Source organism: Dokdonia sp. Dokd-P16 (assembly GCF_003095655.1).
Taxonomy (GTDB): Bacteria; Bacteroidota; Bacteroidia; order Flavobacteriales; family Flavobacteriaceae; genus Dokdonia.
In genome coordinates, this window is record NZ_CP029151.1 from 235,926 (window position 1) to 262,500 (window position 26,575).

22 protein-coding genes and 2 tRNA genes (1 of these 24 running past the window's edge) are annotated in these 26,575 nt (G+C 36.5%); 20 read left to right on the plus strand and 4 right to left on the minus strand.

Annotation, left to right across the window (positions count from 1 at the left end; all coding sequences use genetic code 11):
- The first annotated feature begins 74 nt into the window (after nucleotides 1–74).
- The 10 genes from proS (at nucleotide 75) to DCS32_RS01105 (ending at nucleotide 13,092) form a co-directional block, all read left to right on the plus strand.
- Nucleotides 75–1,553 (plus strand): proline--tRNA ligase, encoded by a 1,479-nt coding sequence (gene proS / locus DCS32_RS01060; RefSeq protein ID WP_108876610.1) that lies wholly within the window; start codon nucleotides 75–77, stop codon nucleotides 1,551–1,553.
- A gap of 84 nt (nucleotides 1,554–1,637) precedes the next feature.
- Nucleotides 1,638–1,709: transfer RNA gene (locus DCS32_RS01065), tRNA-Glu, on the plus strand.
- Nucleotides 1,710–1,757: 48 nt separating this feature from the next.
- Nucleotides 1,758–1,829, plus strand: a tRNA-Glu gene (locus DCS32_RS01070).
- 30 nt (nucleotides 1,830–1,859) lie between these two features.
- Complete coding sequence (gene rpsT / locus DCS32_RS01075) at nucleotides 1,860–2,111, plus strand: 30S ribosomal protein S20 (RefSeq protein WP_013751623.1); 252 nt, start codon at nucleotides 1,860–1,862, stop codon at nucleotides 2,109–2,111.
- A 227-nt stretch (nucleotides 2,112–2,338) separates the two neighbouring features.
- Nucleotides 2,339–2,692 (plus strand): 50S ribosomal protein L19, encoded by a 354-nt coding sequence (gene rplS / locus DCS32_RS01080; protein WP_013751622.1) that lies wholly within the window; start codon nucleotides 2,339–2,341, stop codon nucleotides 2,690–2,692.
- Nucleotides 2,693–3,216: 524 nt separating this feature from the next.
- The gene (locus DCS32_RS01085; protein ID WP_108876611.1) at nucleotides 3,217–5,439 is read left to right on the plus strand and encodes an NADP-dependent isocitrate dehydrogenase; all 2,223 of its coding nucleotides are present in this window, start codon (nucleotides 3,217–3,219) and stop codon (nucleotides 5,437–5,439) included.
- 123 nt (nucleotides 5,440–5,562) lie between these two features.
- Entirely contained in the window at nucleotides 5,563–7,941 is a 2,379-nt protein-coding gene (locus tag DCS32_RS01090; RefSeq protein WP_108876612.1) for a TonB-dependent receptor, read from the plus strand.
- A 4-nt stretch (nucleotides 7,942–7,945) separates the two neighbouring features.
- Nucleotides 7,946–8,839, plus strand: coding sequence for a DUF4249 family protein (locus tag DCS32_RS01095; protein WP_108876613.1), 894 nt, complete (start codon nucleotides 7,946–7,948; stop codon nucleotides 8,837–8,839).
- 84 nt (nucleotides 8,840–8,923) lie between these two features.
- Nucleotides 8,924–10,624 (plus strand): M23 family metallopeptidase, encoded by a 1,701-nt coding sequence (locus DCS32_RS01100; RefSeq protein WP_108876614.1) that lies wholly within the window; start codon nucleotides 8,924–8,926, stop codon nucleotides 10,622–10,624.
- Entirely contained in the window at nucleotides 10,621–13,092 is a 2,472-nt protein-coding gene (locus DCS32_RS01105; protein ID WP_108876615.1) for a carboxypeptidase-like regulatory domain-containing protein, read from the plus strand. The genes DCS32_RS01100 and DCS32_RS01105 overlap by 4 nt, the downstream gene beginning before the upstream one ends.
- A 1-nt stretch (nucleotide 13,093) precedes the next feature.
- On the opposite strand, the gene DCS32_RS01110 is transcribed toward DCS32_RS01105, so the two are convergent.
- Entirely contained in the window at nucleotides 13,094–14,251 is a 1,158-nt protein-coding gene (locus DCS32_RS01110) for a cysteine desulfurase family protein (protein ID WP_108876616.1), read from the minus strand.
- A gap of 195 nt (nucleotides 14,252–14,446) precedes the next feature.
- On the opposite strand from DCS32_RS01110, the gene DCS32_RS01115 reads away from it, so the two are divergent.
- Entirely contained in the window at nucleotides 14,447–15,367 is a 921-nt protein-coding gene (locus DCS32_RS01115; protein ID WP_108876617.1) for a hypothetical protein, read from the plus strand.
- Between the two features lies 1 nt (nucleotide 15,368).
- Here DCS32_RS01115 and DCS32_RS01120 read toward each other — a convergent pair whose 3' ends face one another.
- Nucleotides 15,369–15,908: a Smr/MutS family protein gene (locus DCS32_RS01120; RefSeq protein ID WP_108876618.1), complete on the minus strand. Its 540-nt coding sequence runs from the start codon at nucleotides 15,906–15,908 to the stop codon at nucleotides 15,369–15,371.
- Between the two features lie 142 nt (nucleotides 15,909–16,050).
- Between DCS32_RS01120 and DCS32_RS01125 the strand changes: the two genes are divergently transcribed.
- The 3 genes from DCS32_RS01125 to DCS32_RS01135 are packed head-to-tail and all read left to right on the plus strand — an operon-like array spanning nucleotide 16,051 to nucleotide 18,840.
- A complete protein-coding gene (locus DCS32_RS01125) occupies nucleotides 16,051–18,192 on the plus strand; it encodes a T9SS type A sorting domain-containing protein (protein WP_108876619.1) in 2,142 nt (713 codons plus the stop codon).
- 9 nt (nucleotides 18,193–18,201) lie between these two features.
- The gene (locus DCS32_RS01130; RefSeq protein ID WP_013751612.1) at nucleotides 18,202–18,477 is read left to right on the plus strand and encodes a DUF2752 domain-containing protein; all 276 of its coding nucleotides are present in this window, start codon (nucleotides 18,202–18,204) and stop codon (nucleotides 18,475–18,477) included.
- A gap of 27 nt (nucleotides 18,478–18,504) precedes the next feature.
- Nucleotides 18,505–18,840 (plus strand): CCC motif membrane protein, encoded by a 336-nt coding sequence (locus DCS32_RS01135; protein ID WP_108876620.1) that lies wholly within the window; start codon nucleotides 18,505–18,507, stop codon nucleotides 18,838–18,840.
- A gap of 124 nt (nucleotides 18,841–18,964) precedes the next feature.
- Here DCS32_RS01135 and rocD read toward each other — a convergent pair whose 3' ends face one another.
- Nucleotides 18,965–20,248 (minus strand): ornithine--oxo-acid transaminase, encoded by a 1,284-nt coding sequence (gene rocD, locus DCS32_RS01140; RefSeq protein WP_108876621.1) that lies wholly within the window; start codon nucleotides 20,246–20,248, stop codon nucleotides 18,965–18,967.
- A gap of 213 nt (nucleotides 20,249–20,461) precedes the next feature.
- On the opposite strand from rocD, the gene DCS32_RS01145 reads away from it, so the two are divergent.
- From DCS32_RS01145 to DCS32_RS01160, 4 genes are all read left to right on the plus strand, one after another.
- A complete protein-coding gene (locus tag DCS32_RS01145; RefSeq protein WP_108876622.1) occupies nucleotides 20,462–21,628 on the plus strand; it encodes a mechanosensitive ion channel in 1,167 nt (388 codons plus the stop codon).
- A gap of 161 nt (nucleotides 21,629–21,789) precedes the next feature.
- Nucleotides 21,790–23,202 carry a 23S rRNA (uracil(1939)-C(5))-methyltransferase RlmD gene (rlmD, locus tag DCS32_RS01150; RefSeq protein WP_108876623.1) on the plus strand — a complete coding sequence of 471 codons (1,413 nt, stop codon included), beginning with the start codon at nucleotides 21,790–21,792 and terminating at the stop codon, nucleotides 23,200–23,202.
- 1 nt (nucleotide 23,203) lies between these two features.
- Nucleotides 23,204–23,707 (plus strand): DUF6452 family protein, encoded by a 504-nt coding sequence (locus tag DCS32_RS01155; RefSeq protein ID WP_108876624.1) that lies wholly within the window; start codon nucleotides 23,204–23,206, stop codon nucleotides 23,705–23,707.
- Nucleotides 23,670–24,392 carry a DUF6048 family protein gene (locus DCS32_RS01160; protein ID WP_108876625.1) on the plus strand — a complete coding sequence of 241 codons (723 nt, stop codon included), beginning with the start codon at nucleotides 23,670–23,672 and terminating at the stop codon, nucleotides 24,390–24,392. Before DCS32_RS01155 ends, DCS32_RS01160 begins: the two co-directional genes overlap by 38 nt.
- 25 nt (nucleotides 24,393–24,417) lie before the next feature.
- Here DCS32_RS01160 and DCS32_RS01165 read toward each other — a convergent pair whose 3' ends face one another.
- The gene (locus tag DCS32_RS01165) at nucleotides 24,418–25,596 is read right to left on the minus strand and encodes a class I SAM-dependent RNA methyltransferase (RefSeq protein WP_239057543.1); all 1,179 of its coding nucleotides are present in this window, start codon (nucleotides 25,594–25,596) and stop codon (nucleotides 24,418–24,420) included.
- Between the two features lie 55 nt (nucleotides 25,597–25,651).
- Here DCS32_RS01165 and DCS32_RS01170 point away from each other — a divergent pair, with 55 nt between their 5' ends.
- Both DCS32_RS01170 and DCS32_RS01175 read left to right on the plus strand, forming a co-directional pair.
- Nucleotides 25,652–26,320, plus strand: a complete 669-nt coding sequence (locus DCS32_RS01170) for a ZIP family metal transporter (RefSeq protein ID WP_108876626.1) — start codon at nucleotides 25,652–25,654, stop codon at nucleotides 26,318–26,320.
- Nucleotides 26,320–26,575, plus strand: partial view of a DUF4268 domain-containing protein gene (locus DCS32_RS01175; RefSeq protein ID WP_108876627.1) — the 5' portion only. The gene runs 173 nt beyond the window's last position; 256 of the gene's 429 nt are visible here — the first part of the coding sequence; its start codon is at nucleotides 26,320–26,322; its stop codon lies beyond the right edge, outside the window. Before DCS32_RS01170 ends, DCS32_RS01175 begins: the two co-directional genes overlap by 1 nt.

The following is a 26,575-nucleotide window of genomic DNA, read 5'->3' on the forward strand; positions in this document are numbered from 1 at the left end:
GATTCAAAAATACCTAATTTCGCTAGGTATTTTTACATTCAAATAAACACAACATTTGTGCCAAAACAAGTTTTATGGGCAAGAACCTCACAAAAAGAAGTGAAGATTATTCTAAATGGTATAATGAATTAGTAGTTCAAGCAGATCTAGCAGAAAACTCAGCGGTGCGCGGCTGTATGGTTATCAAACCATACGGATATGCTATCTGGGAAAAAATGCAAGCAGAGCTTGATCGTATGTTCAAAGAAACAGGACATGAAAACGCATATTTCCCATTATTTGTACCCAAAAGTCTTTTTGAAGCTGAAGAAAAGAATGCAGAAGGCTTTGCAAAGGAATGTGCAGTAGTTACTCACTACAGATTAAAAACAGATCCTGATAATCCTAGCAAGCTTATTGTTGATCCTAACGCAAAATTAGAGGAAGAACTTATCGTTCGTCCTACTAGTGAAGCTATTATATGGAATACTTATAAAGGATGGATTCAATCATATAGAGATCTTCCACTATTAATCAACCAATGGGCAAACGTAGTACGCTGGGAAATGCGTACTCGCTTATTCTTAAGGACTGCCGAATTTTTATGGCAAGAAGGCCATACAGCACACGCTACTAAACAAGAAGCACTAGTTGAGGCAGAATTGATGAATAACATCTATGCAGAATTTGCTGAGAATTTCTTAGCCATTCCTGTAGTAAAAGGTGTAAAGACAGAGAGTGAACGTTTTGCTGGTGCAGACGAAACCTTTTGTATCGAAGCCCTTATGCAAGATGGAAAAGCGCTACAAGCTGGAACATCTCACTTTTTAGGTCAAAATTTCGCAAAAGCGTTTGATGTAAAATTCACCACAAATCAAGGAAAACAAGAGCACGTATGGGCTACCTCTTGGGGTGTATCTACACGACTTATGGGAGCTCTTATAATGACGCATAGTGATGACCAAGGACTTGTTTTACCTCCTAATCTCGCTCCTTTCCAGGTGGTGATTGTTCCAATATATAAAGGACAAGAACAACTGGATGCAATATCTCAAGTGGCAAATGAAATTGTACAAGACCTTAAACTGCACGGAGTTTCTGTAAAGTTTGATAATCGCGATACTCATAAACCAGGATGGAAATTTAATGAGTATGAGCTCAAGGGTGTTCCTTTAAGAATAGGTATAGGACCTAAAGACCTTGAGAAACGAACGGTAGAACTTGCAAGAAGAGATACACTGACTAAAGAATTTGTAGCCAAAGAGGATATTGTAGAGACTGTAGTTGACTTATTAAAGGAAATACAAGAAAACCTATACACTAAGGCAAAAAATTACAGAGACACGCACATAACGCCTGTAAATAACTTTGAGGAATTCAAAGAAGTACTAGAGACAAAAGGAGGTTTCTTAAGTGCACACTGGGACGGAACAGAGGAAACAGAAGAGAAAATCAAACAAATAACAAAAGCAACGATAAGATGTATCCCTATGGATGCTGTTGAAGAGGAAGGAAAATGCGTTTTTTCTGGTGCTCCTTCAAATCGTAGAGTACTGTTTGCCAAGGCCTATTAAAAAAAATTTGAAAAAAGTTTCAAATTGGCTTGCAACATCTAGAAATATGTTTATTTTTGCATCCGCAATTTAAACGTTGTTCTAGGCCCGTTCGTCTATCGGCTAGGACGCATGGTTTTCATCCATGTAAGAGGGGTTCGATTCCCCTACGGGCTACACATTTTGAATTAATGAATTCTGAAGTTAACACTTCAGAATTTTTCTGGCCCGTTCGTCTATCGGCTAGGACGCATGGTTTTCATCCATGTAAGAGGGGTTCGATTCCCCTACGGGCTACAATTTTTATAATTACTAGAAAAAACAATAATGGCAAATCACAAGTCAGCTTTAAAGAGAATTAGAAGCAACGAAGCTAAGCGTCTTAGAAATCGTTACCAACACAGAACGACTCGTAACGCGATCAAAAGACTACGCGATATGACTGAGCAAAAAGATGCACAGGCTTTATATCCAGCTGTAGCTTCTATGATTGACAAGTTAGCTAAGCGTAATATCATTCATGATAACAAAGCAGCTAACCTTAAATCTAAGCTTGCAAAGCACGTAGCAGCGCTATAATAGCACTACGATTATGATATACAGAGAACTTCTATATTTCTATAGGGGTTCTTTTGTTATTTAAGAAGTAGATAAGTATAACTTACGCTTTCGCGAAAGCAAAACCTCTCTACTACTTTTACATATTAAGATTAATACCGCAAGAAATTCTTGCAACTGATTAGGCTAACCTCTGACGATGTTCGTGAATGTTGCCCTAACGTAAAACCACTTTAATATCCATAGAAATGGAAGATTTAGTAAAATTCGTACAAGACGAATTCATCCCAAAAAACGATTTCCCAACTTTTTCAGCAGGAGATACAATTACTGTATTTTATGAAATTAAGGAAGGTGAAAAAAGTAGAACACAGTTCTTTAGAGGAGTTGTGATTCAATTAAGAGGAACTGGAAGAACTCAAACATTTACAATCCGTAAAATGTCTGGTACTGTTGGTGTGGAACGTGTATTCCCACTTAACCTTCCTGCTATCCAAAAGATTGAAATAAACAAGAAAGGTATTGTACGTCGTGCACGTATCTTTTACTTTAGAGGTCTTACTGGTAAGAAAGCTCGTATTAAAGAAAGACGTGGAGCTTAAGCTACCACAATATATTATCAAAAAGCTCCATCATAACGATGGAGCTTTTTTTTTGAACATATGTTAGGATACAAACATCTTAAAAAAGATAAATATTATACACACATCTACATTTGCATTGGAATAATATGGATTCATTAATCAAGTAAACTACTGTTGTCATCTTTCGAACTAATTAGAATCTTTCCGTAATAGTTGACAAGAAGTTCAAAGTCATCCCCTTCTCCTCAAACTTAATCTCCCTCCTTAAATACTACACATCAAACATAGTTATTAGCACTACAGCTTTGTAACACACCTAAATGTCAAGGCCACCTTTATACTTTATATAACTTCTAAAAAAGCATTATTCATCCCTCTTAATTAATTAAATGAATTCAATGTGTACTTAAATACAATATTCTTAATAATTCTAAGTGCATTCGCACACCTAAGCATTGCAAGTAACCTTAGTGATTTGGTATATTTGCTAGGCTCGACTTACGAGTGATTTTCAAAAGATTTACTAAACAAATACCTTCTAAATGGCGACAGAAAAGACCACTATAAAGTATACACTTACGGATGAAGCTCCTATGCTTGCGACGCATTCATTCCTCCCTATTATAAAACGTTTCACCCAGTCTTCTAATATTGACATGGAGCTAGTGGATATTTCTCTAGCTGGTCGTATCGTTGCAAATTTTCCAGACAACCTTACCGAAGATCAAAAACAAGAAGATGCATTGCTTGCGCTAGGAGAACTAGCAAAGCAACCAGAAGCAAATATTATCAAACTTCCAAACATCTCTGCCTCTATACCTCAGCTTACGGCTGCTATAAAGGAATTGCAAAGTGATGGATACGATATTCCAGATTTTCCAGAAGAACCAAAAACTGACGAGGAAAAATCTATACGTGCTAGATATGCAAAAGTATTAGGTAGTGCTGTAAACCCAGTATTACGTGAAGGTAACTCAGACCGTAGAGCTCCTAAGCCAGTAAAACAATATGCGAGAAACAACCCACACAGTATGGGCGCGTGGAGTGCAGATTCTAAAACACATGTTTCTACAATGTCTCATGGAGATTTTAGAAACAATGAAAAATCTGTTACTATTCAAGAAGCTGGAAATGTGCGTATTGAACATGTAGCTACAGATGGAACTGTTACTGTTCTTAAAGCTAATACACCAGTACTAGCAGAAGAAATTATAGATGCTTCTCTTATGGAGAAGAAAGCTTTAATTTCTTTCCTTGAAGAGCAAGTAGTAGATGCAAAAGAAAAAGACATCCTTTTCTCCCTTCACATGAAGGCGACTATGATGAAGGTTTCTGATCCTAAAATATTTGGACACGCAGTACGTGTATTTTTTGCACCAGTATTTGAGAAGTATGGAGCTACTTTTGATAAATTAGGAGTAGATGTAAATAATGGATTTGGAGACTTAGTTGCTAAAATTGACGAATTACCATCGTCAGAAAAAGAAGAAATCCTTGCTGCTATAAAATCTTGTTATGATGCAAGACCAGATCTTGCAATGGTAAATTCTGATAAAGGAATTACAAATCTACACGTTCCTAGTGATGTTATTATTGATGCATCTATGCCCGCAATGATACGTGCATCTGGTCAAATGTGGAATGCAGAAGGAAAACAACAAGACACTAAAGCGGTAATTCCAGATAGTAGTTATGCTGGAGTTTTCCAAGAAACTATAGATTTCTGTAAAAAACATGGAGCTTTTGATCCTACAACTATGGGTACTGTTCCTAACGTAGGTCTTATGGCTCAAAAAGCCGAAGAATACGGATCACACGATAAGACATTTGAAATACCAGCAGCTGGAGTAGTACGTACAGTAGATGACGCTGGAAATACATTAACAGAACACAAGGTAGAAGAAGGTGATATCTGGAGAATGTGCCAGGTAAAAGACGCTCCTATACGTGACTGGGTTAAGCTTGCTGTAAGTCGTGCAAGAGCGACTGGCGTTCCAGCTATATTTTGGTTAGATCAAGAGAGAGCTCATGATGCGCAACTTATCAAGAAAGTAAATCTCTACTTAAAAGATCACGATACCGATGGTCTTGATATTCAAATCATGTCTCCTGTACTTGCTACACGTTTCTCTTTAGAACGTATCAAAAATGGACAAGACACTATCTCTGTAACAGGAAATGTACTTCGTGATTATAACACAGATTTATTCCCTATTCTAGAAGTAGGAACTAGTGCAAAGATGCTATCTATAGTTCCTCTTATGAACGGTGGAGGTTTATTTGAAACTGGAGCTGGAGGATCTGCTCCTAAACACATCCAGCAGTTTCTAGAAGAAGGTCACCTGCGTTGGGATTCTCTTGGAGAATTCTTGGCACTAGCAGTATCTCTAGAGCACGTAGCAACTAGCCGTGGTAATGATCGCGCTCAAGTTCTTGCAGACACGCTAGATGAAGCGACAATTAAATTCTTAGAAAATAGAAAGTCTCCTTCTCGTAAAGTAAACGAGCTAGATAACCGTGGTAGTCACTTTTATCTTGCACTTTACTGGGCACAAGGCCTAGCTGCACAGACTGTAAATGCTGACCTAGCTTCAGAGTTTACACCTATTGCAAAAACTATGGAAGAAAACGAGCATACAATTATTAATGAACTAAATGCCGCACAAGGTGAGCCTCAAAATATAGATGGTTATTACAGCGTAAGCAGTGAGAAAACATTTGCAGCTATGAGACCTAGTGCTACATTTAATGCAATTATTGATTAGATTATAACGCTTTCGCGAAAGCGTACAAAATCACTTAAAAGCCTCTTCTAGACAGAAGAGGCTTTCATTTTTTTTAACAAGTTTAATTAAAGAATTGTGGTTAGCTTTACTCAAAACTATAACATGAAAAAGTTCTTTACTTTACTCTTTCTCATAGGGGTTACTCAGCTTTCATTGAGTCAAGAAAAGTATACACTAAGTGGCACAATCACCGATAGCTCAAGTAATGAAACGCTCATAGGTGTAAGTATATTATTTCCAAAATTAAGCGATGGTGTAGTTACAAATTCTTATGGATTCTATTCCATAACACTACCCGAAGGAACCTACCAGCTACAAATAAGCTATCTAGGATTTAAAGATGTTATTGAAACGGTTAATCTTACAAGTGATATACGTCGCAATGTTAAACTAACACCTTCTGAAGAGCTACTCAACGAAGTCGTTATAGAAGAAAAAGTAGAACGAGTACGTATACGCAAACCTCAAATGAGTGTAAATGCACTGAGCGCTGCGACTATCAAACAGATTCCCGTAGTACTGGGAGAGGCAGATGTAATTAAAGCTATTTTATTACTCCCAGGAGTTACAAGTGCTGGCGAAGGTGCTTCTGGGTTTAACGTGCGTGGTGGTGCGGCAGATCAAAATTTAATATTACTTGATGAGGCTACCATATTCAACTCCTCTCACCTCTTCGGGTTCTTTTCAGTATTTAATCCTGATGCGATTAAAGATTTAAAGCTATATAAAGGCGGAATCCCTGCACGTTATGGTGGTCGCGTTTCTTCTGTATTAGATATTTATCAAAAAGAAGGAAATAGTAAAAATGTAAAAGTAAGCGGAGGAATAGGCGCTGTAGCGAGTAGATTACTTGTAGAAGGACCTATTGTAAAGGACAAAGCTGCGTTTCTACTAGGAGGAAGAGCATCATATGCTCATTTATTTTTACCCTTATTTGACATAGACAACAAGGCATACTTTTATGACCTCAACACTAAGATTAACTACAATATAAATGACAACAATAGCTTGTACCTCTCTGGATACTTCGGCAGGGACCTCTTTAGTATAGATGATAGTTTTAAAAATGTTTATGGAAATGCCGTAGGAAACTTACGATGGAATCATATTTTTTCTGATAAATTATTTTCTAACGCCTCCTTAATATACAGCGACTATTATTATGGTTTAGACCTTGACTTTGTAGGCTTTGAGTGGAATTCTGGCATCAATAACATTAACCTCAAGTATGATCTTACTCATTACTTAAATGATAAAATGAAGATTTACTCTGGGATTAATAATCTATACTACACCTTTAATCCTGGTCGCATAAAACCTAATGGCCCAGATTCTGGTATTATAGAAGAACAACTCACAAAGAAGTATGCAAATGAGTTTGCTGCATATGTAGATATCGAACACAAATTATCAAAAGATCTCACCGTTGAGTATGGGTTACGTTATAGTAATTTTACCCGCCTTGGCCAAGATGAAATTAATATATATAGAGATAATCAACCTATTACTTTTGATCCATTTTTATTAATTTATAAAAGTGAAGATCCTATTGGAACAGATACTTCACTATCAAGAAGCGATAAGCTAGCTACCTTTAACTCACTAGAGCCCCGTATTGCCGCATCTTATGCCTTTAATGACGACACCTCTATAAAAGCAAGTTACACAAGACTTGTTCAATATCTTCACTTATTATCAAATACAAGCTCCCCTACTCCTCTAGATATATGGACACCTAGTGGACAATTTGTACAACCTCAAAAACTAGATCAATATGCGCTAGGTTATTTTAAAAACTTTGAAGTAAAAGACACAGAGTACACCCTAGAAACTGAGGCTTTTTATAAGAATATAGATGGTAGAGTGGATTATATTGATGGCGCACAACTTATCGCAAATGACGCCATCGAGCAGGTAATATTACAGGGCGAAGCAAGAGCCTACGGCCTAGAGTTTTTATTAAGGAAAAATGATGGTGATCTTAAAGGATTTATAGCGTACACACTCTCAAAATCTGAACAACGCACTCCGGGCAGAAATGAAAATGAGTTAGGTATTAATAGAGGACAGTGGTATAACACACCTTATGACAAAACTCATGACATCTCTATGAATCTAAGCTATGAACTCAGTAAGAAATGGAAATTTGGTAGTAACTTCCTTTTTCAAACTGGACAGCCTACAAATTTCCCTGTAGGACAATTTGAGTTCCAAGGAATAGTAATCCCTACCTATGGTCCTCGCAATGAACAACGACTCCCATCTTACCACAGGCTAGACTTAAGTGCAACATTAACTCCTAGTGCAAATGAAGGTCGCTCATGGAAATCCGAGTGGATTTTTAGTCTTTATAATGCCTATAATCGTCGCAATGCAGCTTCAATCAACTTTAGGCAAAACGCAGAAACTGGAAATAATGAAGCTATTAGGACTTCTATTTTTGGGGCAATACCTGCAGTAACATATAATTTCAAATTTTAAGAATATGAAATATTTATTTTCTATCCTCATACTGCTTTTCATCGCTACTTCTTGTGAAGACGTAGTAGATGTAGATCTAGAAAACGAAGAGCCAAGACTTATAGTAGATGCCCTTATTAGAATTGATACAGCACAAAATCTAACAGATGCAACCATAAAGGTTTCTTTATCATCTTCATTTTTTGGAGCTATTGAACCTGCCTCAATAGAAAATCTAGAATTAAGAAAAGAAGACGATGGCAGCACTGTTCCCTATGAAGCCATTCCTGGGTCACCTGGAATGTATCGCCCTTTCAGCACGACAACTTCTCCTGTGTCAGATAATAAAATTGTCACTAACTGGCTCGTAGATGATAGTGAGTTTCTATTATATGTAACCTATCAAGATCAGCTATACCTAGCAAGAACTTCATTTGCGCCTTCTTCTCCTATTGATTCTGTTACTCAGGGCGATGGAGGACTATTTGATGAAGATGATAAAGAAGTTATTGTGGCATTTACAGATATTGAAGCTCAAGAAAACTATTATATTTTTGACTTCGGGTTCAATGAATTCTTACCTACAGAAGATCGATTTTACGAGGGTCAGCAATTTGAATTCTCTTATTTTTATGATGCAGAAGATACCGGTATAGCAACGGGAGACGAAGTAAACATCAGTATTCTAGGAGCTACAGAAGACTTTTTCAACTACATGAACGGACTTGTTGAACAGAGTCAGCAAGGAGATAATGGACCTTTTCAAACTCCTACCGCCACCGTAAGAGGAAACTTTCTCAATGTGACTGACATAGATAATATAGACCAGTTTGATAATGTAAATAGACCAGATGCTTTTATCTTAGGCTACTTCTCGTTATCACAAGAATTTACAACCAGCTTCGTTATAGAAGAGTAATTTTCTTTTTACGCTTTCGCGAAAGCGTACTAATAACATACATCGACATTTTATTTTATTACTTGATTACCTACATTAGCCTTTATGATTAAAAGTATCTTATCCTTTACATTATTTATAGTTACAAGCACTCTTCTATTTTCACAGCAAGATGTACCTCAAGACTATTTTGTTAATCCGCTGGACGGACAGCTTGTCCTTGCTGGAAGTTTTGGAGAGTTGAGGAGTAATCACTTTCATAGTGGTTTAGATTTAAAAACACAAAGAAGAGAAGGACTTCCAGTTTATGCATCTGCGGCTGGTACGGTTACACGCATTAAGATATCGCACTACGGTTATGGGAAGGCCATTTATGTTACTCATCCTAATGGATACACTACCGTTTACGGACACCTGCAGAAATTCTGTGATGAGATAGAAGAATATGTAAAAAATGCACAGTATAAAAAGGAAAGCTTTGAGATAGAGCTTTTCCCTAAAAAGGGCGAACTAGAAATAGGTCAAGGTGAGATTCTAGCATATAGTGGTAACACTGGAAGCAGCGGCGGACCGCATTTACATTTTGAAATAAGAGATGCAAATGAACGCCCTATGAATCCATTTTTATTTGGACTTACAGCAAAAGACACGCGTAAACCTACTATTAATGAGCTACGCGCGTACCCTGTGGGAGAAAATGCATCTATTAATCAAAATGCAAATCCAGTATCTGTGAGACTTACACAGAAGCCTGATGGCAGCTACCTTGCCGAAAATATCAATGCACATGGAGAAATAGGTTTTGCAATAGGCACCATAGACCAGCAAGATCTAGCAAATAATAAAAATGGCATATATGCTATTACCACAGCTGTTAATGGTCAAGAAAACTTTGAAGTAACTATGGATAAATTTTCATTTGCAGAGACTCGCTATCTCAACCGAATGATTGATTACAGTCTATATAAAGACAAGCGTAAACGTGTTCAAAAATTATTTATAGAAAAAAACAATCCTTTGAGCATCTACACTAAGCAAGTGGATAATGGGATACTGAATATAGTAGATAGCCTCTCTTATCAATATCAAATAAATGTACGTGACTATGCAGGTAATAATGTAATCATTAATGTACCTATCACAGGCAAAAAAGAAACGATACCACCTGCTGACAAAAGTGAAATAGAAGATTATGTCTATAGTGATCAAGGATACACGTATAATGATGGTAAATTTGAAGTGTATATACCAAAAGGAGCGTTATACGAAGACACTTTTCTCAACTTAAAAACAGAAGGGGATAAACTTACACTGCACGAAGATTTAATCCCGGTACATAAAAACATCGCTATCTCTTATGACTTGTCTAGTTACAATGAAGAAGACCGAGATAAACTATATTTAGGTAGAATAGGATACAAAGGAGACGTTTATTATAGCAATACAAGAATTAAAGATAATAAGCTACAGATAAGCACTCGTATATTGGGCGACTATACAATAGGAAAAGATACGGATTCACCAATCGTAAAAGCTGTAAATATTACAAAGGGAAAATGGATGTCAAAATACAGATATCTCAAGTTTGAAATAACAGATCTTACTAGCGGCATTAAAGGCTATAGGGCTACTGTAAATGGCAAGTATATTCTATTCGAGTATGACCCAAAGACTAAACTCCTTACTCATGACTTTAATGACAAGGTGGTAACAGACACAGAAAACAACTTAAAACTAATCGTAACTGACAATGTAGGAAATAACACTACATTTGAAACTACCTTCTTTAGAAAATCTGCCTTTTGAAAAACAACTACCTACTCCTACTCATTACGTTTCTAGTCACAACTGCTACCAGTCTAGCGCAAACCGCAACTGTACGCGGTATTGTGATTGATGATAGAAAAACTCCCGTTCCTGGGGTTTCCGTGTCTTATGGAACGAATGGCACAACTACAAATGATAATGGTTTTTACTTACTAGAAATACCTTCTGGTGAGCAAGTAACTATAAACTTCACCTATGTAGGTTTTAAAAAAATAGCACAACCTTTTAACCTCTCTCCTAATGCTGAAGTGGAGTTTAACCCAGTGTTAAGCGCAGACGTAGAACAACTAGGAACAGTAATTATAACTGCAACAACACAGCAACGCGTTGAGGGTGTCGTGACCATATCTCCAGAAGTTATTAGAAAAACTCCTGGCGCAAACGCTGGAGTAGAAAACTTATTAAAATCCTTACCTGGGGTAAGCAACAATAACGAGTTGAGCACACAATATTCTGTACGTGGGGGAAACTTTGACGAGAACCTTGTATATGTAAATGAGATTGAAGTATACAGACCTTTCTTAGTAAGGTCTGGGCAACAAGAAGGATTGAGTTTTGTAAACAGTGATCTTGTTCAAAACGTGGCATTTAGTGCTGGAGGGTTTCAAGCCAAATATGGAGACAAATTGTCGTCAGTTTTAGATATAAGCTATAGGAGACCTACAGGTTTTGCCGCTAGTGTAGACGCAAGCTTATTAGGTGGAAGCATCTCTGGCGAGGGAATAACAAAGGATGGACGGTTTACAGCACTAGCAGGAGTACGCTATAGAGATAATAGCTTACTTGTAGATGCAAAGCAAACAGAAACAAATTTTAGACCTCGCTTTTTTGATGCGCAGACGTTTCTTACCTATAAGTTTTCAAGCAAATTCCAATTAGACTTTCTCGGAAATATTGCTGTAAACAAATATGATTATGAGCCACTTACAAGACAGACTAATTTTGGAACTTTAGCAGATCCTATTGCGCTTGTTGTTTTTTATGAAGGCCAAGAAAAAGATAAGTATGAGACATACTTTGGAGCATTAAAAGCAACTTACGAGCTTAATGAGCATACTACATTAAAGCTATTAGGCTCTGCATATCACACACAAGAACAAGAGTATTTTGACATTTTTGCAAATTATCGCTTAGGACGACCTAACACAAATATAGGGGATGAAAACCTAGGAGATGTAGAATTCACTCAAGGTATAGGGTCTCAACTTACCCATGCTCGTAATGATCTTGATGCGCTTTTTATTAACCTAGAACACAAAGGAACCTACTTAAAAAACGATGATCAGCTAGATTGGGGAATTAAATACACTAGAGAAGATATACGTGACCGCCTCGAGGAATATGAAGTAATAGATTCGGCTGGCTTTTCAATTAGACCTCCGATAGGGGATTTTATAAACCAACAACCTTATCAAGCTTTTGACGCTCCTCTTGAACCCTTTACAAATATCAGAGCTAGAAATAATGTTCAAATAGACCGCATCTCTGCTTATGGTCAATATAGCAAGCGCACGGATTGGGGCAATAATGAAGTATGGATTAATGCAGGAGTACGGGCACATCAATGGACAGTAAGTGGTGAAGGAATAGAAAGTAATACACAAACCATTATAAGCCCTAGAGCTCAAATTAGCTTAAAACCAGGCGGAAGTGAGGACATGATTTTTAGACTTTCAGGAGGGCTTTATGCGCAACCACCGCTCTATCGTGAGTTAAGAGATTCACTAGGTCAAGTACGCCCAGAAGTAAAAGCTCAAAAATCTTATCATATTGTAGCTGGACACGATTGGAGCTTTAATATGTGGGAACGTCCTTTTAAATTAGTTACAGAAGCTTACTATAAAGGTCTTACAGACGTAAATCCATATACGCTAGAAAATGTACGTATAAGATATAGAGCTACTAATAATGCTACTGCTCGATCGTACGGACTGGATACAAGACTTAATGGAGAGTTTGTGCCAGGAACTGAAAGTTGGATAAGTCTGGGTGTATTACGCACAGAAGAAAATATAGATAATCAAGGCTACATACCTCGACCAACAGACCAGCGATTAAAGGTTGCTTTCTTATTTCAAGATTATGCTCCTAGTATTCCAAGTCTTAAGCTATATATCAATATGGTATATCAAACAGGATTACCAGGAGGATCTCCAAGTTATGCAGACCCATATCAATTTGCAGAGCTACCGAGATTACGAGATTACTTTAGATCAGACATAGGTATAAACTATGTAATAACAGATGCAACAAAGCCATACCCAAAAGGGCACTGGCTACACGTATTCAAAGATCTAACTGCGGGATTTGAAATCTATAATATATTTGATAGACAAAACTCGATTACAAATACCTTTGTAAGAGATGCTAGTACGAGACAACAATTTGCAATCCCTAATTTTCTATCACCTAGAGTATTTAATGTAAGAATGTCTGCAAAGTTCTAAACTAAGCAGGAACACCTTCTAGAATTTCTTTTAAGATCCCAATTACATAATCTACCTCTTCTTTGGTGTTATATTTTGAGAATGAAAAACGCACACTAGGCTTTCCTAAATCTTCTCCTGATAGTATTTCTTGTAATACATGCGATCCCTTGTCGCTACCACTTTGACAAGCACTCCCTTTAGAACAAGAAATACCTTTCATATCTAGTTGAAAAAGTAGTAAAAGGGCTTTTTCTGAAGCGATAGGTAAACAAACATTGAGTAAGGTGTATGTACTTTTTTCTGAGTTAGAACAATTACCGTTGAGCTTAGCTTCAGGTATTTCTTGTTGTAGCCTTTCGGCGAAATAGTCTTTTATGCCCTTCACATAAGCGCTTTCTTCTTCAAGATTTTTGTAAGCATACTCCATTGCCGTTTCTAATCCTGCAATGTTATGAACTCCTTCTGTTCCCGCTCTTAATCCTCTTTCTTGAGAACCTCCATAAATTAAAGGTCTTAGGCCGCTATTTTTTCTCACAAAAGCAAAACCAACCCCTTTAGGACCGTGGAATTTATGAGCAGCTGCAGCAATGTAATCTACAGGTATCTTCTGTAGGTCTATATTATAATGACCTATACTTTGTACCATGTCACTATGCACTAGTGCTCCATATGACTTACACATAGTCGCCACAGCTTCTATATCAATCATATTACCTACTTCATTATTAACATGCATTAAGCTCACAAGCGTCTTCTCTTCACTTGATTTTAGCATTTCTTCTAGATGCTTCTCATCTGGTGTCCCGCAGTTCTTGAGGTTTACGTACTCTAATTTGATATTATTAGTACGTGCTGCCTCTTCGGCTGCATGTAGGACTGCATGGTGCTCTATACGTGAAGTAATTATGCGTTGTATTCCTAAGTCGCGTGCTGCGCTATTTATTACAAGGTTATCTGCTTCTGTACCTCCAGAAGTGAAGAATATTTCTCCAGCAGATACATTGAGAATCTTAGCTACTGTCTTACGCGCATTTTCTACAATGCTTTTAGCACTGCGACCTACAGCATGTGTCGAGGATGGATTTCCAGATACATCACGCATTACTTGCATAATACGGTTAAGTACTTCCTCTCTTATTTGTGTAGTTGCTGCGTTATCAAAATAAACCTTAGACATAAGCGTTATTCATTAGGGATTTGCATACAAAAATAACCAAAATAACTCGAGACTGGTCGATAGCTGCCTATTTGGTTATTAGAATTTGCAGAGCTAAAAAATAATTCAAATAGCTGCTTTTTTGAAAGTAAATAACATTTTCGCGAAAGCGAATTTCAATCACTTTGCCCTATTTTTGCATTAAACATCATAACTATGAAGAAGCTCACGCTTTTACTTGCTCTTATATTTTTAATCGTGTCATGTGATGACGGCGACGTTATTGTTACGGAACTTGATTTTGATGACGTTGAGTTACAACGATGTGAGAATGTAAGTGATGTTACTAACTATGTTTTTTATAAGACCAAATCTAGTACTAATGAGGCGCTTGCTTTACAATTTGAGACAGATGAGCCTTTATTTGAAGAAGTAAATACCTCTTATTCTATATTACTTTCTGGAACAGATCAATACTCATACCGTGTATTTAATGGAGATCCAAGCAACTACTTTTGTAATGCGATACCACCTACAAGTCCATTGGTTCAAGAAGAGTTTATAAGTACAGATGGTCTGGTAGAAATATTTTCTAGCGGTACAGAAAGCGACGCAGATGGTATTCCTACAGAAATAGAAGACCCTACACTGCTGCTAGATACAGATCTTGACGGAATCCTTGATTACTTAGATTTTGATGATGATGGAGATAATGTACCTACTAGACTTGAGGGTGTGGTTTTAAATGAAGATGAGACAGCGATAGATTTAATGTTATCCCGCGACACAGACGGAGATATGATTCCAGATTATCTTGATGATGATGATGATGGCGATGGGATTCTTACAAGAAATGAAGATTTAAACAGAGACTTAAACCCAAATAATGATAAATCTGATCTTGATTTTCCAACGGTCCCAGATTACTTAAACCCAAATATTACTGTAGAAACTGTAGTAGACGTCTATCGTGAAAACGAGTACTTTATATCGGATTTAACGCTAGATATCACGATTACTAATACGGTGCTTATTAACCCTGCAAATCAGGAAGAATTGCGAGATGAGACATTACAATTGCTAGGAACATACGCTGCAGGTGATGTGTCAATAAAGGATACCCCACTGTTTAATTAGATTATGTATTCTGGAAAATGTAGACTTCGGTAGCTCCTACTCCATACTTCTGAAAATCTGCATCATAAAACCTAAGATTATCATACCTACGAAGTAGTGTATATAGCTCATCACGAAGTACTCCTTCTCCCACTCCATGTATAAAAACCATCTTAGGAATACGTTTTTTGATTGCAAATTCTAATTGTCTAGTGGCAGTATCGAGTTGAACGGTAAGAATTTCATAATTACTCATACCACGTTCCCTATCGACTAACTTATGGATATGTAAATCCACCTCAAACATGGGAGCATTGCGCTCTTTAGGATTTACCTTTATCGCTTTCTTTCTTTTTGCCTCTTCTTTTTCTGAAATTACAGAATCTGGCACTACAGAAAGTGCTGCTCTCATACTCTTAGAAACTGCTGGTATAAGCTCGCTTTCGCGAAAATAGGATATAAAGCCATCCTCATCTTCTACCGAAACTTCATCCTCTTTTATGAGCACCACAACGCCCTCAAAATCATCGTCTAACGCTTGCACTTGATCTCCTAATTTCATAAATTTACAGTCGAATAGGTTTTTAGTCGGTAAAAATATACAATCTATCGAAAATTAAGCAGAAAAGTATACTACTTACGCTGTCCTATCTACATTTGACTAAGTTTGACCCCAAGTTATAACTAAGTGTAAAGTTTAAATTATGAAAAATCTACTTCTTGTAGCAGCACTCTCCCTAGGATTCTCTGCTCATGCACAACTTTTTGTAAAACCTACAGATACAGATGCATCATATGTTTTTGTAAACGATACTTTCATTTATGTTGAAAATGATATTGAGTTGGAGTCTAATAGAAGCCTATCAAATGGTACTGATGATGGTACAGCTAATATTGTCTTGCGAAACAATGCCCAGCTCCTTCAAGGTGCAGGCACGGTTAGTAAAAGTAATAAAGGAACAGGTGAAATATCAATATATCAAGAGGGTACTGTAAACAATTTTGATTACAATGTTTGGGGCTCTCCAGTTGGAATTTCTCGCAATGGGGCTAACTCTCCTGCTCCTGATGGAAATGGGGTATTCTCCTTCAGAGATGGTTCAAGTGGTTTTATTGAAAGTGTCTTCTATTTGCCTACTTCAGTGACAAATAGCAACCCTGCACTGGAAATTTCTGGATTTGATGGAGTTGTAGTTCCAAATACTTTAAAAATTGCAAATTATTGGCTATGGTCATATAAATCTGGAACAAACTATGGCGCCTGGGATCACGTTACAAATACTGGTGAGTTAGATGCTGGTTATGGTTTTACAATGAAAGGCGTATCGGGCACAGATGCAACCGAGATTTCAACAGAAATTGGACAGTTACAAAACAATCCTGGTAATGCGCAACGTTACGACTTTAGAGGAAGACCGAACAATGGGGATATAAATATAGAAGTAGGACCTACTACTAATCCATTATCGCCTGTTCAAACTTTAGTAGGAAACCCTTACTCATCTTCATTAGATCTCAATTATTTTTTGCTGCAAAACTCACGCGCCGCTAGTGATCCCGTTACTTACTCTGAAAATGTAGGAGGTGAAAATGTAACCTTTACCAGAAAAAGTGTGATTAATGGAATGGCATACTTTTGGGATAGTAATCCTGATGTAATGTCGCATTATCTCGTAGACTACCAGGGTGGATACGGCACGTACTCACCTCTTGGATCACTCAATGGTAACGGTTTATATACGAATGCCGTTTTTTATATGTATGATGAAAGTGGCGCTCAGATTCCTAACAGTGACACAACAACAGATCAAAGTAATGTTGGAGTTTTTGATAGAAGGTTTTCTCCCGTAGGTCAAGGCTTTTTTGTAACAGGTGCCGAAGTACAAGATGAAAGTACTCCAGGAGTTCCAGAATTAATTTCTTTTAATAATAGCCAGAGAGTATTTGTACGAGAGGGAAATAATTCTGACTTTCGATCATCACAATCATCTCAAAGTGAAGAGCAAACTCCAGGTGTAGGAGTATCTGTATATTATCCAGATGTAAATAATCTAGACATTACAAGTCACATAAAATTATCTGCTGGAATTAATGACACATATGCACGAGAACTAGGAATTGCTTTCTTAGACAGCGCTACAGAGGGTTATGATGTTGCTATGGACGCACCAACAGTAGACAACTTAGGGTCAGACGTTGCTTTTGTTATAGAAGATATTAATAACTACGTAATCAATGCTGTACCAAAAGATGAGTACCAGTGGATTCCTCTATCTATAAAAGCTTCTGGACCTACAGAATTTAAATTTGCAGTGCATTACACAGAAGCATTTGAATACAACGACGTTTTCTTAGTTGATATGGAAACAGAAGTATATCATTCTATACTAGGTGAAGAGGTTCTCATGATGCTTGAAGATGGTGTTTATGATGATAGATTCTTTATTCGTTTTACTACATCAGCATCGCAAGAGGAAGATGAAACTACAGAGGAAGAAGAAACAACTGAAGAGGAAACCACAGATAATACTGATGTAGCAGATGAAACTGTTGACATAGCGGTAAACGAGCAAGATCCATTTATTGAAGAAAGCGTTCTTGAATCTTTTACCATTATACAGAACAACATTAACAACCAACTTGAAATTTATAACCCAAATAACATTGTTGTTGAGGATGTAACGTTATTTGATTTATCTGGAAAAAAGATCTTTAATGAGATAAACTTAGGTGGCCAGAGTGAATATACTTTTCCTACAAGAAACTTGGCAACAGGCATATATGTAGTTAAATTTACAACTCGCGACGGACTTACAAAAGGACGTAAAATTAGTATAGTAAATTAAAAGACACCTATGGATGAATACATGTTGCCCTGCCTGAACAAGAAATATTTAGGTTTTGAATGCATGGGCTGCGGTATTCAAAGATCCATTTCTCTCCTTTTTAAAGGAGAATTTATAGAAGCATTTTATATGTACCCAGCAATCTATCCTTTGATAGCATTGCTGGGTTTTTTAATGCTCAATCAGTTTACAAATTTAAAATTTGCAAATAAAGGTGTAATATTTTTAGCTATATTGACGGTCGCTACTATCATTATTAGCTACACAATAAAAATGACTAACTAATCAATTAACTAAACATCAAAAATTAAAATGGAAAATCGTAAACTGCCTAATGTAACTATTTCTCTAGTATTAGGGATTGTATCATTCATAGCTTGCTGCTTCTCTTGGGGTATAGGAGGAGTTCTACTCTCTGGAATAGGCTTATTTTTAGCAAACAAAGACAAGAAAACATACTTACTATCACCTGATAGCTATGATAATTATGGACAGCTTAAAACTGCAAGAATTATCGCTATTATTGGTTTAGTTTTAGGTGTATTAACTTTATTAATGATAGTAGTTATGCTTGTTATGTTTGGAGGAATGGAAGGCATGCAAGAATGGCAACAACAACAAATGGAACAAGCAGGAATGGGACAATAGTCTTATTATTCTTGAACAAACATTAAACACGTCTCACGACGTGTTTTTTTTTGCTAAATCATGAAAGCAAAAAAGCCGTTGGGATTAATAATCCTAACGGCTTTTTATTTGAAACTAGAGCAATCTATTTCTCAAACTGCTTAAGCGTGTTGATTATTATATCAGTACACTCTAATAATTGTTTTTCATTCATTACTAATGGTGGAGCAAAACGAATAATGTTACCATGCGTTGGTTTTGCAAGAAGTCCATTATCACGTAGCGCCATACATATATCCCAAGCTGTTGAGCTATCTTCTGTATCATTAATGACTACAGCATTCAGTAGGCCGCGACCACGTACTAGTGTTGCAATATTACTAGTATCTACAAACTCCTGCATCTTCTCACGGAAAATTGTTCCTAGTTTACGAGCGTTCTGTATAAGATGTTCATCTCTTACAACCTCTAATGCTGCTGTGGCTACTGCTCCAGCTATTGGGTTACCACCAAAGGTAGACCCATGCTGCCCTGGCTTTATTACCTCCATGATGTGATTATTTGCTAGCACGGCAGATACTGGGTATGCACCTCCAGAGAGTGCTTTTCCTAGAATTAATATATCAGGCTGAGCATACGTATCTTCTTGTTTCTCACAGTGAGATTCACAAGAACAATCACCACATACCGCAAGTAATCCACCAGTACGTGCAATTCCTGTTTGAATTTCATCAGCTATAAAAAGTACTTCATGCTTATTACACAAAGCTTGCGCCTTACGCATATAATCATCTGCAGGAGTATAAACACCTGCTTCACCTTGGATAGGTTCTACTAGAAAACCTGCAATATTTTTATGTGACTTAAGGGCATTTTCTAGCGCATCAACATCATCATAAGCTATTTTAATAAATCCTGGAGTATATGGTCCGAAGTTTTTACGAGCGCCTTCATCGTTAGAAAAAGAAATTATAGTCGTTGTTCTTCCGTGAAAATTATTTTCACAAACTATAATCTGAGCGTCGTGTTCTGCAACTCCTTTTTTCTCGTAAGCCCATTTTCGCGCAAGCTTAATAGCTGTCTCTACAGCTTCTGCTCCCGTATTCATAGGTAATAGCTTATCAAAGTCAAAATACTCTGTAGCATATTTTTCGTACGGTCCTAAGGTATCGTTGTAAAAAGCACGCGAAGTAAGCGTAAGTGTTTTTGCTTGTTCTGTCATTGCATTTACAATGCGTGGGTGACAGTGTCCCTGGTTTACAGCAGAATAAGCAGATAGAAAGTCGTAGTATTTTTTTCCTTCTACGTCCCACACATAAACGCCTTCTCCCTTACTTAAAACCACAGGAAGTGGGTGATAATTGTGTGCTCCATGCTTGTCTTCTAATGCAATTGCCTCTTGTGAAGAAAGTTGATCAACAGTGGCCATAATAATAATATTTTAAAGATAGTAATCTACAATTCCTAATTTGTGCTTAAAGCTAGAGGTAAGAAATCAACCCCATAAAACGTATATGCTTAAATTAATGTATTACATCGAAAAAACAAAACACTTAATCGATATCATTACATGATAAGTGAAATAAAGTAGTCTTCACTTACAGACAGTTTACTTTTGAAAAAACTAAAATAATTAATCAAAATGAACTATCTCAACGATTTACTAAGAAACTTAACGAGCGGTGATTATCTAATCAATGCGCTTATTGCAATACTACTACTTATAGTTGGTATTTTTATAGCAAAACTACTCAAAAAACTCACCGCAAATATTATTAAAAAGAGTGGGCTTGATGAAAAACTAAAGAGTGAGAATATCACTCTGTCGAAATTTATATCAAAACTAGTATACCTACTTGTTATGATATTTGTATTTACTCTTGTACTAGGACGATTAGGACTTACATCTGCCTTAGATCCTCTTAAAAATATGCTTGATGATTTCCTAGGCTTCATACCTAAAATTGTAGGTGCTGGTCTTGTAGGCTACATTGGTTATATGCTGGCTACTATTATTGCTGAGTTTGTTGGAATGTCAGGAGATACTATTCGTAAATTTCTTCCAAAACTCAAAATTTCAACGAAGATTGATGTTGTAAATATTTTAAAGAAGATAGTATTTATCTTTATTTTCATTCCATTACTTATAGTTGCTCTTAATATTTTAGGAATGGATGCTATTTCTATACCTGCTACAGAAATGCTATCGAGCTTTATGGAAGCTATCCCTAAAATTGCTACGGCAGCAATCATACTTATCGCCTTCACTATAGGTGCACGTTTCTTAAGTTCTCTTGTTAAGGATATTCTTAATGGTATGAATATGAATGAAACACTTCAAAAAATCCAACTAGACAAAATGGTTGGCAGTGTAAATGTGGTAAACCTCATAGGTAACATTGTGTATTTCTTTATAGTATTATTTGGTATCACTACAGCAGTAGAAAAACTTGAATTTAGCCAACTTTCAGAAATACTTGCAACAGTAAATGTGTATGGCGGCAAGATTCTTTTTGGCCTCGTGATTTTAGTAATTGGTAATTGGATCGCTAGTATTGTATATAAAAATATGGCTGTAAAAGAAAACGCATTTTTGGCATCTATTGTACGCATGGCGATTATTGCTATATTTCTTGCAATAGGTCTTAACACGATGGGGATTGCAGATGAAATCATCAATCTTGCTTTTGGACTTACATTAGGTACTATTGCACTCACAATAGTATTAAGTTTTGGACTAGGTGGACGCGAAGCTGCAGGTCATCATATGAAGAAGATCTTAAATAAGTTTGATAATAAAATTGATTAAGCACTAATCAATTTTGTTCTTAAGGCTACTTTTTAATTAAAGTAGCCTTTTTTTTGTCTTATGTGTATAACTTAGGTGTTCTTCATACTGTATGGATACTGCTTTATAAAAAACTGCTTTTAATCAATTAAGGTTTTGATATAAGTCCTACTTTTGCGCCTATGGGAAGACGTAAACAAAACAGACAGGTTTTTGAGAATATTACTGTAACAGATGCAGGTGCAAAAGGTAAAGCTATCGGTCACGCGCCAGATGGAAAAGTAATTTTCATCAATAATGCAGTACCTGGTGATGTTGTAAACGTACAAACTACAAAGAAGCGTAAAGCTTATTATGAGGGAACGGCAACGGAGGTTTTAACGCTTTCGCGAAAGCGTACTCAACCTCAATGTGAGCATTTTGATGCATGTGGTGGCTGTAAATGGCAACACATGGATTACAAGTTTCAACTAGAATACAAACAGCAAGAGGTAGAAAACAACCTAAAACGCTTAGGTAAAATAGAACTTCCCGAGCTTACACCTATCGCTGGGAGCTCAGAACAATACTTTTATCGCAATAAAATGGAGTTTGGCTTTTCTGACTCAAAATGGCTTACACTTGAACAGATAAAAAGTGATGAAGTCATTGAAGATAGAAATGCCCTAGGCTTCCATATCGCTGGAATGTGGGATAAAATACTTGATATTGACAAATGTCACTTACAACGTGATCCTAGTAATGCCATACGTAATGGTATAAAAGAATTTGCAACTGCAAATAATATGGCATTTTATAATGCTCGTAATCAAGATGGACTCCTTCGTACACTAATGATACGCACATCATCTAATGGTGAGTTAATGGTGTTAATTCAATTCTTTAAGGAAGAAACTGAGAATAGAGAATTACTCCTTAACTATATAAAAGACACTTGGCCAGAAATAACTTCGCTATTATATGTAATAAATAGTAAAGGGAACGATACTATTTATGATCAAGAAGTTATATGCTTCTCTGGAAGAGATCATATTTTTGAAGAAATGGAAGGTCTTAAGTTTAAAATTAATGCCAAATCATTCTACCAAACAAATTCAAAACAAGCTTACGAACTTTACAAAATCACGCGAGACTTTGCTGGACTTAGTGGTAATGAATTAGTGTATGACTTATATACTGGAACCGGTACTATTGCTCAGTTTGTAGCCAAGAAAGCCAGAAAAGTGATTGGTGTAGAAGCTGTACTAGATGCAATTGAAGCTGCTAAAGAAAATGCAAAGCTTAATGGCATTGAGAATACAGAGTTTTTTGTGGGTGACATGAAGAAAGTATTCAATACAGAATTTATAAATGCCCATGGCGTTCCAGATATTATTATCACAGATCCTCCTAGAGATGGAATGCACGCAGACGTTGTACAGCAAATTATAAACATATCACCAGAAAAAGTGGTGTATGTGAGTTGTAATAGCGCAACACAAGCACGTGATCTTGCGTTATTAGATGATACCTACAAAGTAACTAAGGTTCAACCTGTAGATATGTTCCCGCAGACTCATCATGTTGAGAATGTAGTGTTGCTTGAAAAGAGATAATATGAGAAAGCTACTTTTAATATTAATAATAAGTGCCAGTTTTGGACAGAGTTCTTGCGAACGAGATGATATCTGTGCAGAGACTACTCCCACTACTCCGTTACTTATTATTGAGTTTTATGATGTAGATAACCCAACATTATTAAAAGCTCCTAATAATCTAACGGTCTCAACAATTGTTAATGAAGAGGTAAACGAAGTGCTAGCGCTCGTAAACCTAGAAAGTATAGAAATTCCTTTACGTACAAATGACGAACTCACAACGTACTCATTTACTATCAATACTGCCGAAGATGATGAGGAAGAAGCCAATACGGATGTTTTAACTTTCACTTACACCGTCACAGATGAGTTTGTAAATAAAGCATGTGGCTTTAGAGTAGTATATGACGATTTACAAAATACAAATGATCCTCAACAAGATGGAGCATGGATACAAAATATAGATATTGAAAACCCAACGGTTAATGATCAAACTGAAGCACATATTTCTATTTTTCACTAGTATAATTCTCACCGTTTTCACCAGCTCTGTAAGAGCTCAAAAAACGTCTATAGAAAATACTGCTAGTGATTCTATCACTGCTCCTGCAGACTACTATGGTTTACGCCTTGGTGTGGATATTTCTAAACCTATTAGGTCCTTTCTAGACGATAATTACAAAGGACTAGAACTCGTTGCAGACTTTAGACTTAAGAAGAATTACTATGTTGCTGCAGAAATAGGTAACGAAACCTGGAACTCTGACCTCCCTAATCTTGAGAATACCACAAGCGGAAGTTACATTAAAGCAGGTTTCAATTATAATACCTATGAAAACTGGTTTGGGATGAACAATCTCATTTACGCAGGTGTTAGAGCCGGTTTCTCTAGTTTTAGTCAGGAGCTAGAGAGTTATACAATTTACACCACAAATCCAGTATTTGGTGATGACACTAGGTCAATAAGTCAAGAATTCAAAGGTCTCAATGCCACTTGGCTCGAACTCAAAATTGGCTTAGAGGTAGAATTATTTAGCAACATCTACCTAGGGGTCAACGCACAATTAAAAAGAACTGTTACAACTACAGACCCAGACGGCTACTCTAACTTATATATACCAGGATTCGGAGAACTCACAGAAGGCACTCCTATAGGCGTAGGTTATGGATATACACTATCATATCTAATCCCTATTTTCAAAAACTAATTATTTACGCTTTCGCGAAAACGAACTACTCCTCTTCCCTATCTAGGTATTTAGCTTTTTTACTTCCCTCGTACATTTCATATTTGACAAGTCTGCTCTCTAAACTACCGTTGAAACATTTAATTTTTCTACTCGGTCTAAGTCCTACATGTTTTAATGATTCCATATTTGATGTAATCATCCAAGCGTGAGATCCAGGATATCCAGATTTAAGAGTGTCTCCTATTTCTTTATAAAATTCTTCCATCTCAATAGGTAAACGCTCACCATATGGTGGGTTAAATACCATCTGCAAGAAATCACTACCTTCTTTCTCAGTCTTAAAGAAATTCTCTTCTTTTATAGTTACAAAATCAGATAGCTGAGCATTCTTAACATTCTCTCTTGCCTTCTCCACAGCCGACGGTGCTTTATCATATCCCGTGATTTTATATCTAAAATCCTTAACACGCTTTAGAGCCGATGCTTCAATGAGTTCAAAGAGATCTACATCCCAGTCTCCCCATTTTTCAAAAGCAAATTCCTTTCTATTAAGGTTTGCAGGGACATTACATGCTATCATGGCGGCCTCAATACACATAGTACCAGAACCACACATAGGATCAAGAAAATCTGACTGTCCGTACCATCCGCTCATCATTATTAGCCCAGCAGCAAGTGCCTCATTAATAGGAGCAATATTTGTAGCAGTACGATAACCTCTATGGTGAAGAGAAGCTCCACTACTATCTAAAGATAGAGTACACCAATTATCTTGTATATGTACATTGAGACGAAGGTCTGGATGTTTTGTATCCACATTAGGCCTTACGTTCTCTTCACGACGGAATTTATCTACAATAGCATCCTTGGTCTTAAATGAGATATACTGAGAATGGGTAAATGTAGGACCGCTTACGGTTGCATTTATTGCAAACGTAGTATTCACATCCATATATTTACGCCAATTGATTCTCTGCATGCGACGATACAAGTCGTCTTCATTCATCACCCTAAACTCAGCAATAGGCTTTAAAATCTTTATAGCTGTACGACAGCAAAGATTTGCCTTATACATAAATCCTTTGTCCCCTTCAAAAGAGACATTACGTACGCCTATTTGCACATTACCTGCGCCTAAATTACGTAGTTCCTCAGCTAAAATATTTTCAAAGCCAAAAAACGTTTTGGCTACCATCTTAAAGTTTTGACTTGTCTCGCTCATATACCGCAAAAATACGTTAATTTTATCGCCTTAACACCGCAAAATATCTAACCATTTGTTAGCAATTATATTACCCATTCTCGCAGTTATTATTGGATTCACTATTGCGCTTATTTTTAAGCCTATAGTAAATAATAGCATCAAGCTTTTGCTTTCTTTTAGCGGCGCTTTTCTATTATCAGTAATCATATTTGAATTTTTACCTGAAGTTTATAGTGAAAGCACGAATAATGTAGGTATCTACATTATGGCTGGATTACTTGTTCAAATACTATTAGAATTTGGTTCTAAAGGAGCTGAACATGGCCACATGCATCATCAAGATAAAGGGAGCTTCCCTTTCTTACTATTTGTAAGTTTGTGTCTACATTCTGTAATTGAAGGTTTTCCCATAGCCGATAATCAGGATTTACTTTATGGAGTGGTCATCCACAAGATTCCAATTGCCATTATTATTTCGGCCTTTTTATTTAACTCTAAAATGAGTAATCTAAATTCTAGTATATTTCTTATCCTCTTTGGATTAATGACACCAATAGGAGCATTTTTAAAGTCACAATTCATATTTCTACAAGAATATAGCACCTATGTAAATGCATTTGTAGTAGGTGTACTATTACACGTCTCTACTACTATTCTATTTGAATCTTCAAAAAACCATCAGTTTAATGCGTCAAAACTAGCCGTAATATTGCTAGGCATAATAATAGCATATTTTCTATAATGTTCACAAGAGAAGAGTCTAAAGAAATACGTAAACAATTTTGGATTTTCTTCGGGAAGAGATACCCTAGAAAATGGTTGTTGTACAATACTGGAGTCAAAGATTTAAACCTCAAATTTGATTTTGACAATGACAAAGCTATAGTCTCTATAGATTCAGAATCTCGTGATGAAATAGACAGAATTTATTACTTCGATAAAATATTGAGTCTTAAAAACCTACTTTTGGATGAAGTGTCTCAAAATATAACTTTTG

Excerpts from the sequence above, each read along its gene's own strand:
- proS (WP_108876610.1), top strand. The coding sequence starts at position 75 with ATGGGCAAGAACCTCACAAAAAGAAGTGAAGATTATTCTAAATGGTAT.
- rpsT (WP_013751623.1), top strand. The coding sequence starts at position 1,860 with ATGGCAAATCACAAGTCAGCTTTAAAGAGAATTAGAAGCAACGAAGCT.
- rplS (WP_013751622.1), top strand. The coding sequence starts at position 2,339 with ATGGAAGATTTAGTAAAATTCGTACAAGACGAATTCATCCCAAAAAAC.
- DCS32_RS01085 (WP_108876611.1), top strand. The coding sequence starts at position 3,217 with ATGGCGACAGAAAAGACCACTATAAAGTATACACTTACGGATGAAGCT.
- DCS32_RS01090 (WP_108876612.1), top strand. The coding sequence starts at position 5,563 with ATGAAAAAGTTCTTTACTTTACTCTTTCTCATAGGGGTTACTCAGCTT.
- DCS32_RS01095 (WP_108876613.1), top strand. The coding sequence starts at position 7,946 with ATGAAATATTTATTTTCTATCCTCATACTGCTTTTCATCGCTACTTCT.
- DCS32_RS01100 (WP_108876614.1), top strand. The coding sequence starts at position 8,924 with ATGATTAAAAGTATCTTATCCTTTACATTATTTATAGTTACAAGCACT.
- DCS32_RS01110 (WP_108876616.1), bottom strand. The coding sequence starts at position 14,251 with ATGTCTAAGGTTTATTTTGATAACGCAGCAACTACACAAATAAGAGAG.
- DCS32_RS01115 (WP_108876617.1), top strand. The coding sequence starts at position 14,447 with ATGAAGAAGCTCACGCTTTTACTTGCTCTTATATTTTTAATCGTGTCA.
- DCS32_RS01120 (WP_108876618.1), bottom strand. The coding sequence starts at position 15,908 with ATGAAATTAGGAGATCAAGTGCAAGCGTTAGACGATGATTTTGAGGGC.
- DCS32_RS01125 (WP_108876619.1), top strand. The coding sequence starts at position 16,051 with ATGAAAAATCTACTTCTTGTAGCAGCACTCTCCCTAGGATTCTCTGCT.
- DCS32_RS01130 (WP_013751612.1), top strand. The coding sequence starts at position 18,202 with ATGGATGAATACATGTTGCCCTGCCTGAACAAGAAATATTTAGGTTTT.
- DCS32_RS01135 (WP_108876620.1), top strand. The coding sequence starts at position 18,505 with ATGGAAAATCGTAAACTGCCTAATGTAACTATTTCTCTAGTATTAGGG.
- rocD (WP_108876621.1), bottom strand. The coding sequence starts at position 20,248 with ATGGCCACTGTTGATCAACTTTCTTCACAAGAGGCAATTGCATTAGAA.
- DCS32_RS01145 (WP_108876622.1), top strand. The coding sequence starts at position 20,462 with ATGAACTATCTCAACGATTTACTAAGAAACTTAACGAGCGGTGATTAT.
- rlmD (WP_108876623.1), top strand. The coding sequence starts at position 21,790 with ATGGGAAGACGTAAACAAAACAGACAGGTTTTTGAGAATATTACTGTA.
- DCS32_RS01155 (WP_108876624.1), top strand. The coding sequence starts at position 23,204 with ATGAGAAAGCTACTTTTAATATTAATAATAAGTGCCAGTTTTGGACAG.
- DCS32_RS01160 (WP_108876625.1), top strand. The coding sequence starts at position 23,670 with ATGATCAAACTGAAGCACATATTTCTATTTTTCACTAGTATAATTCTC.
- DCS32_RS01165 (WP_239057543.1), bottom strand. The coding sequence starts at position 25,596 with ATGAGCGAGACAAGTCAAAACTTTAAGATGGTAGCCAAAACGTTTTTT.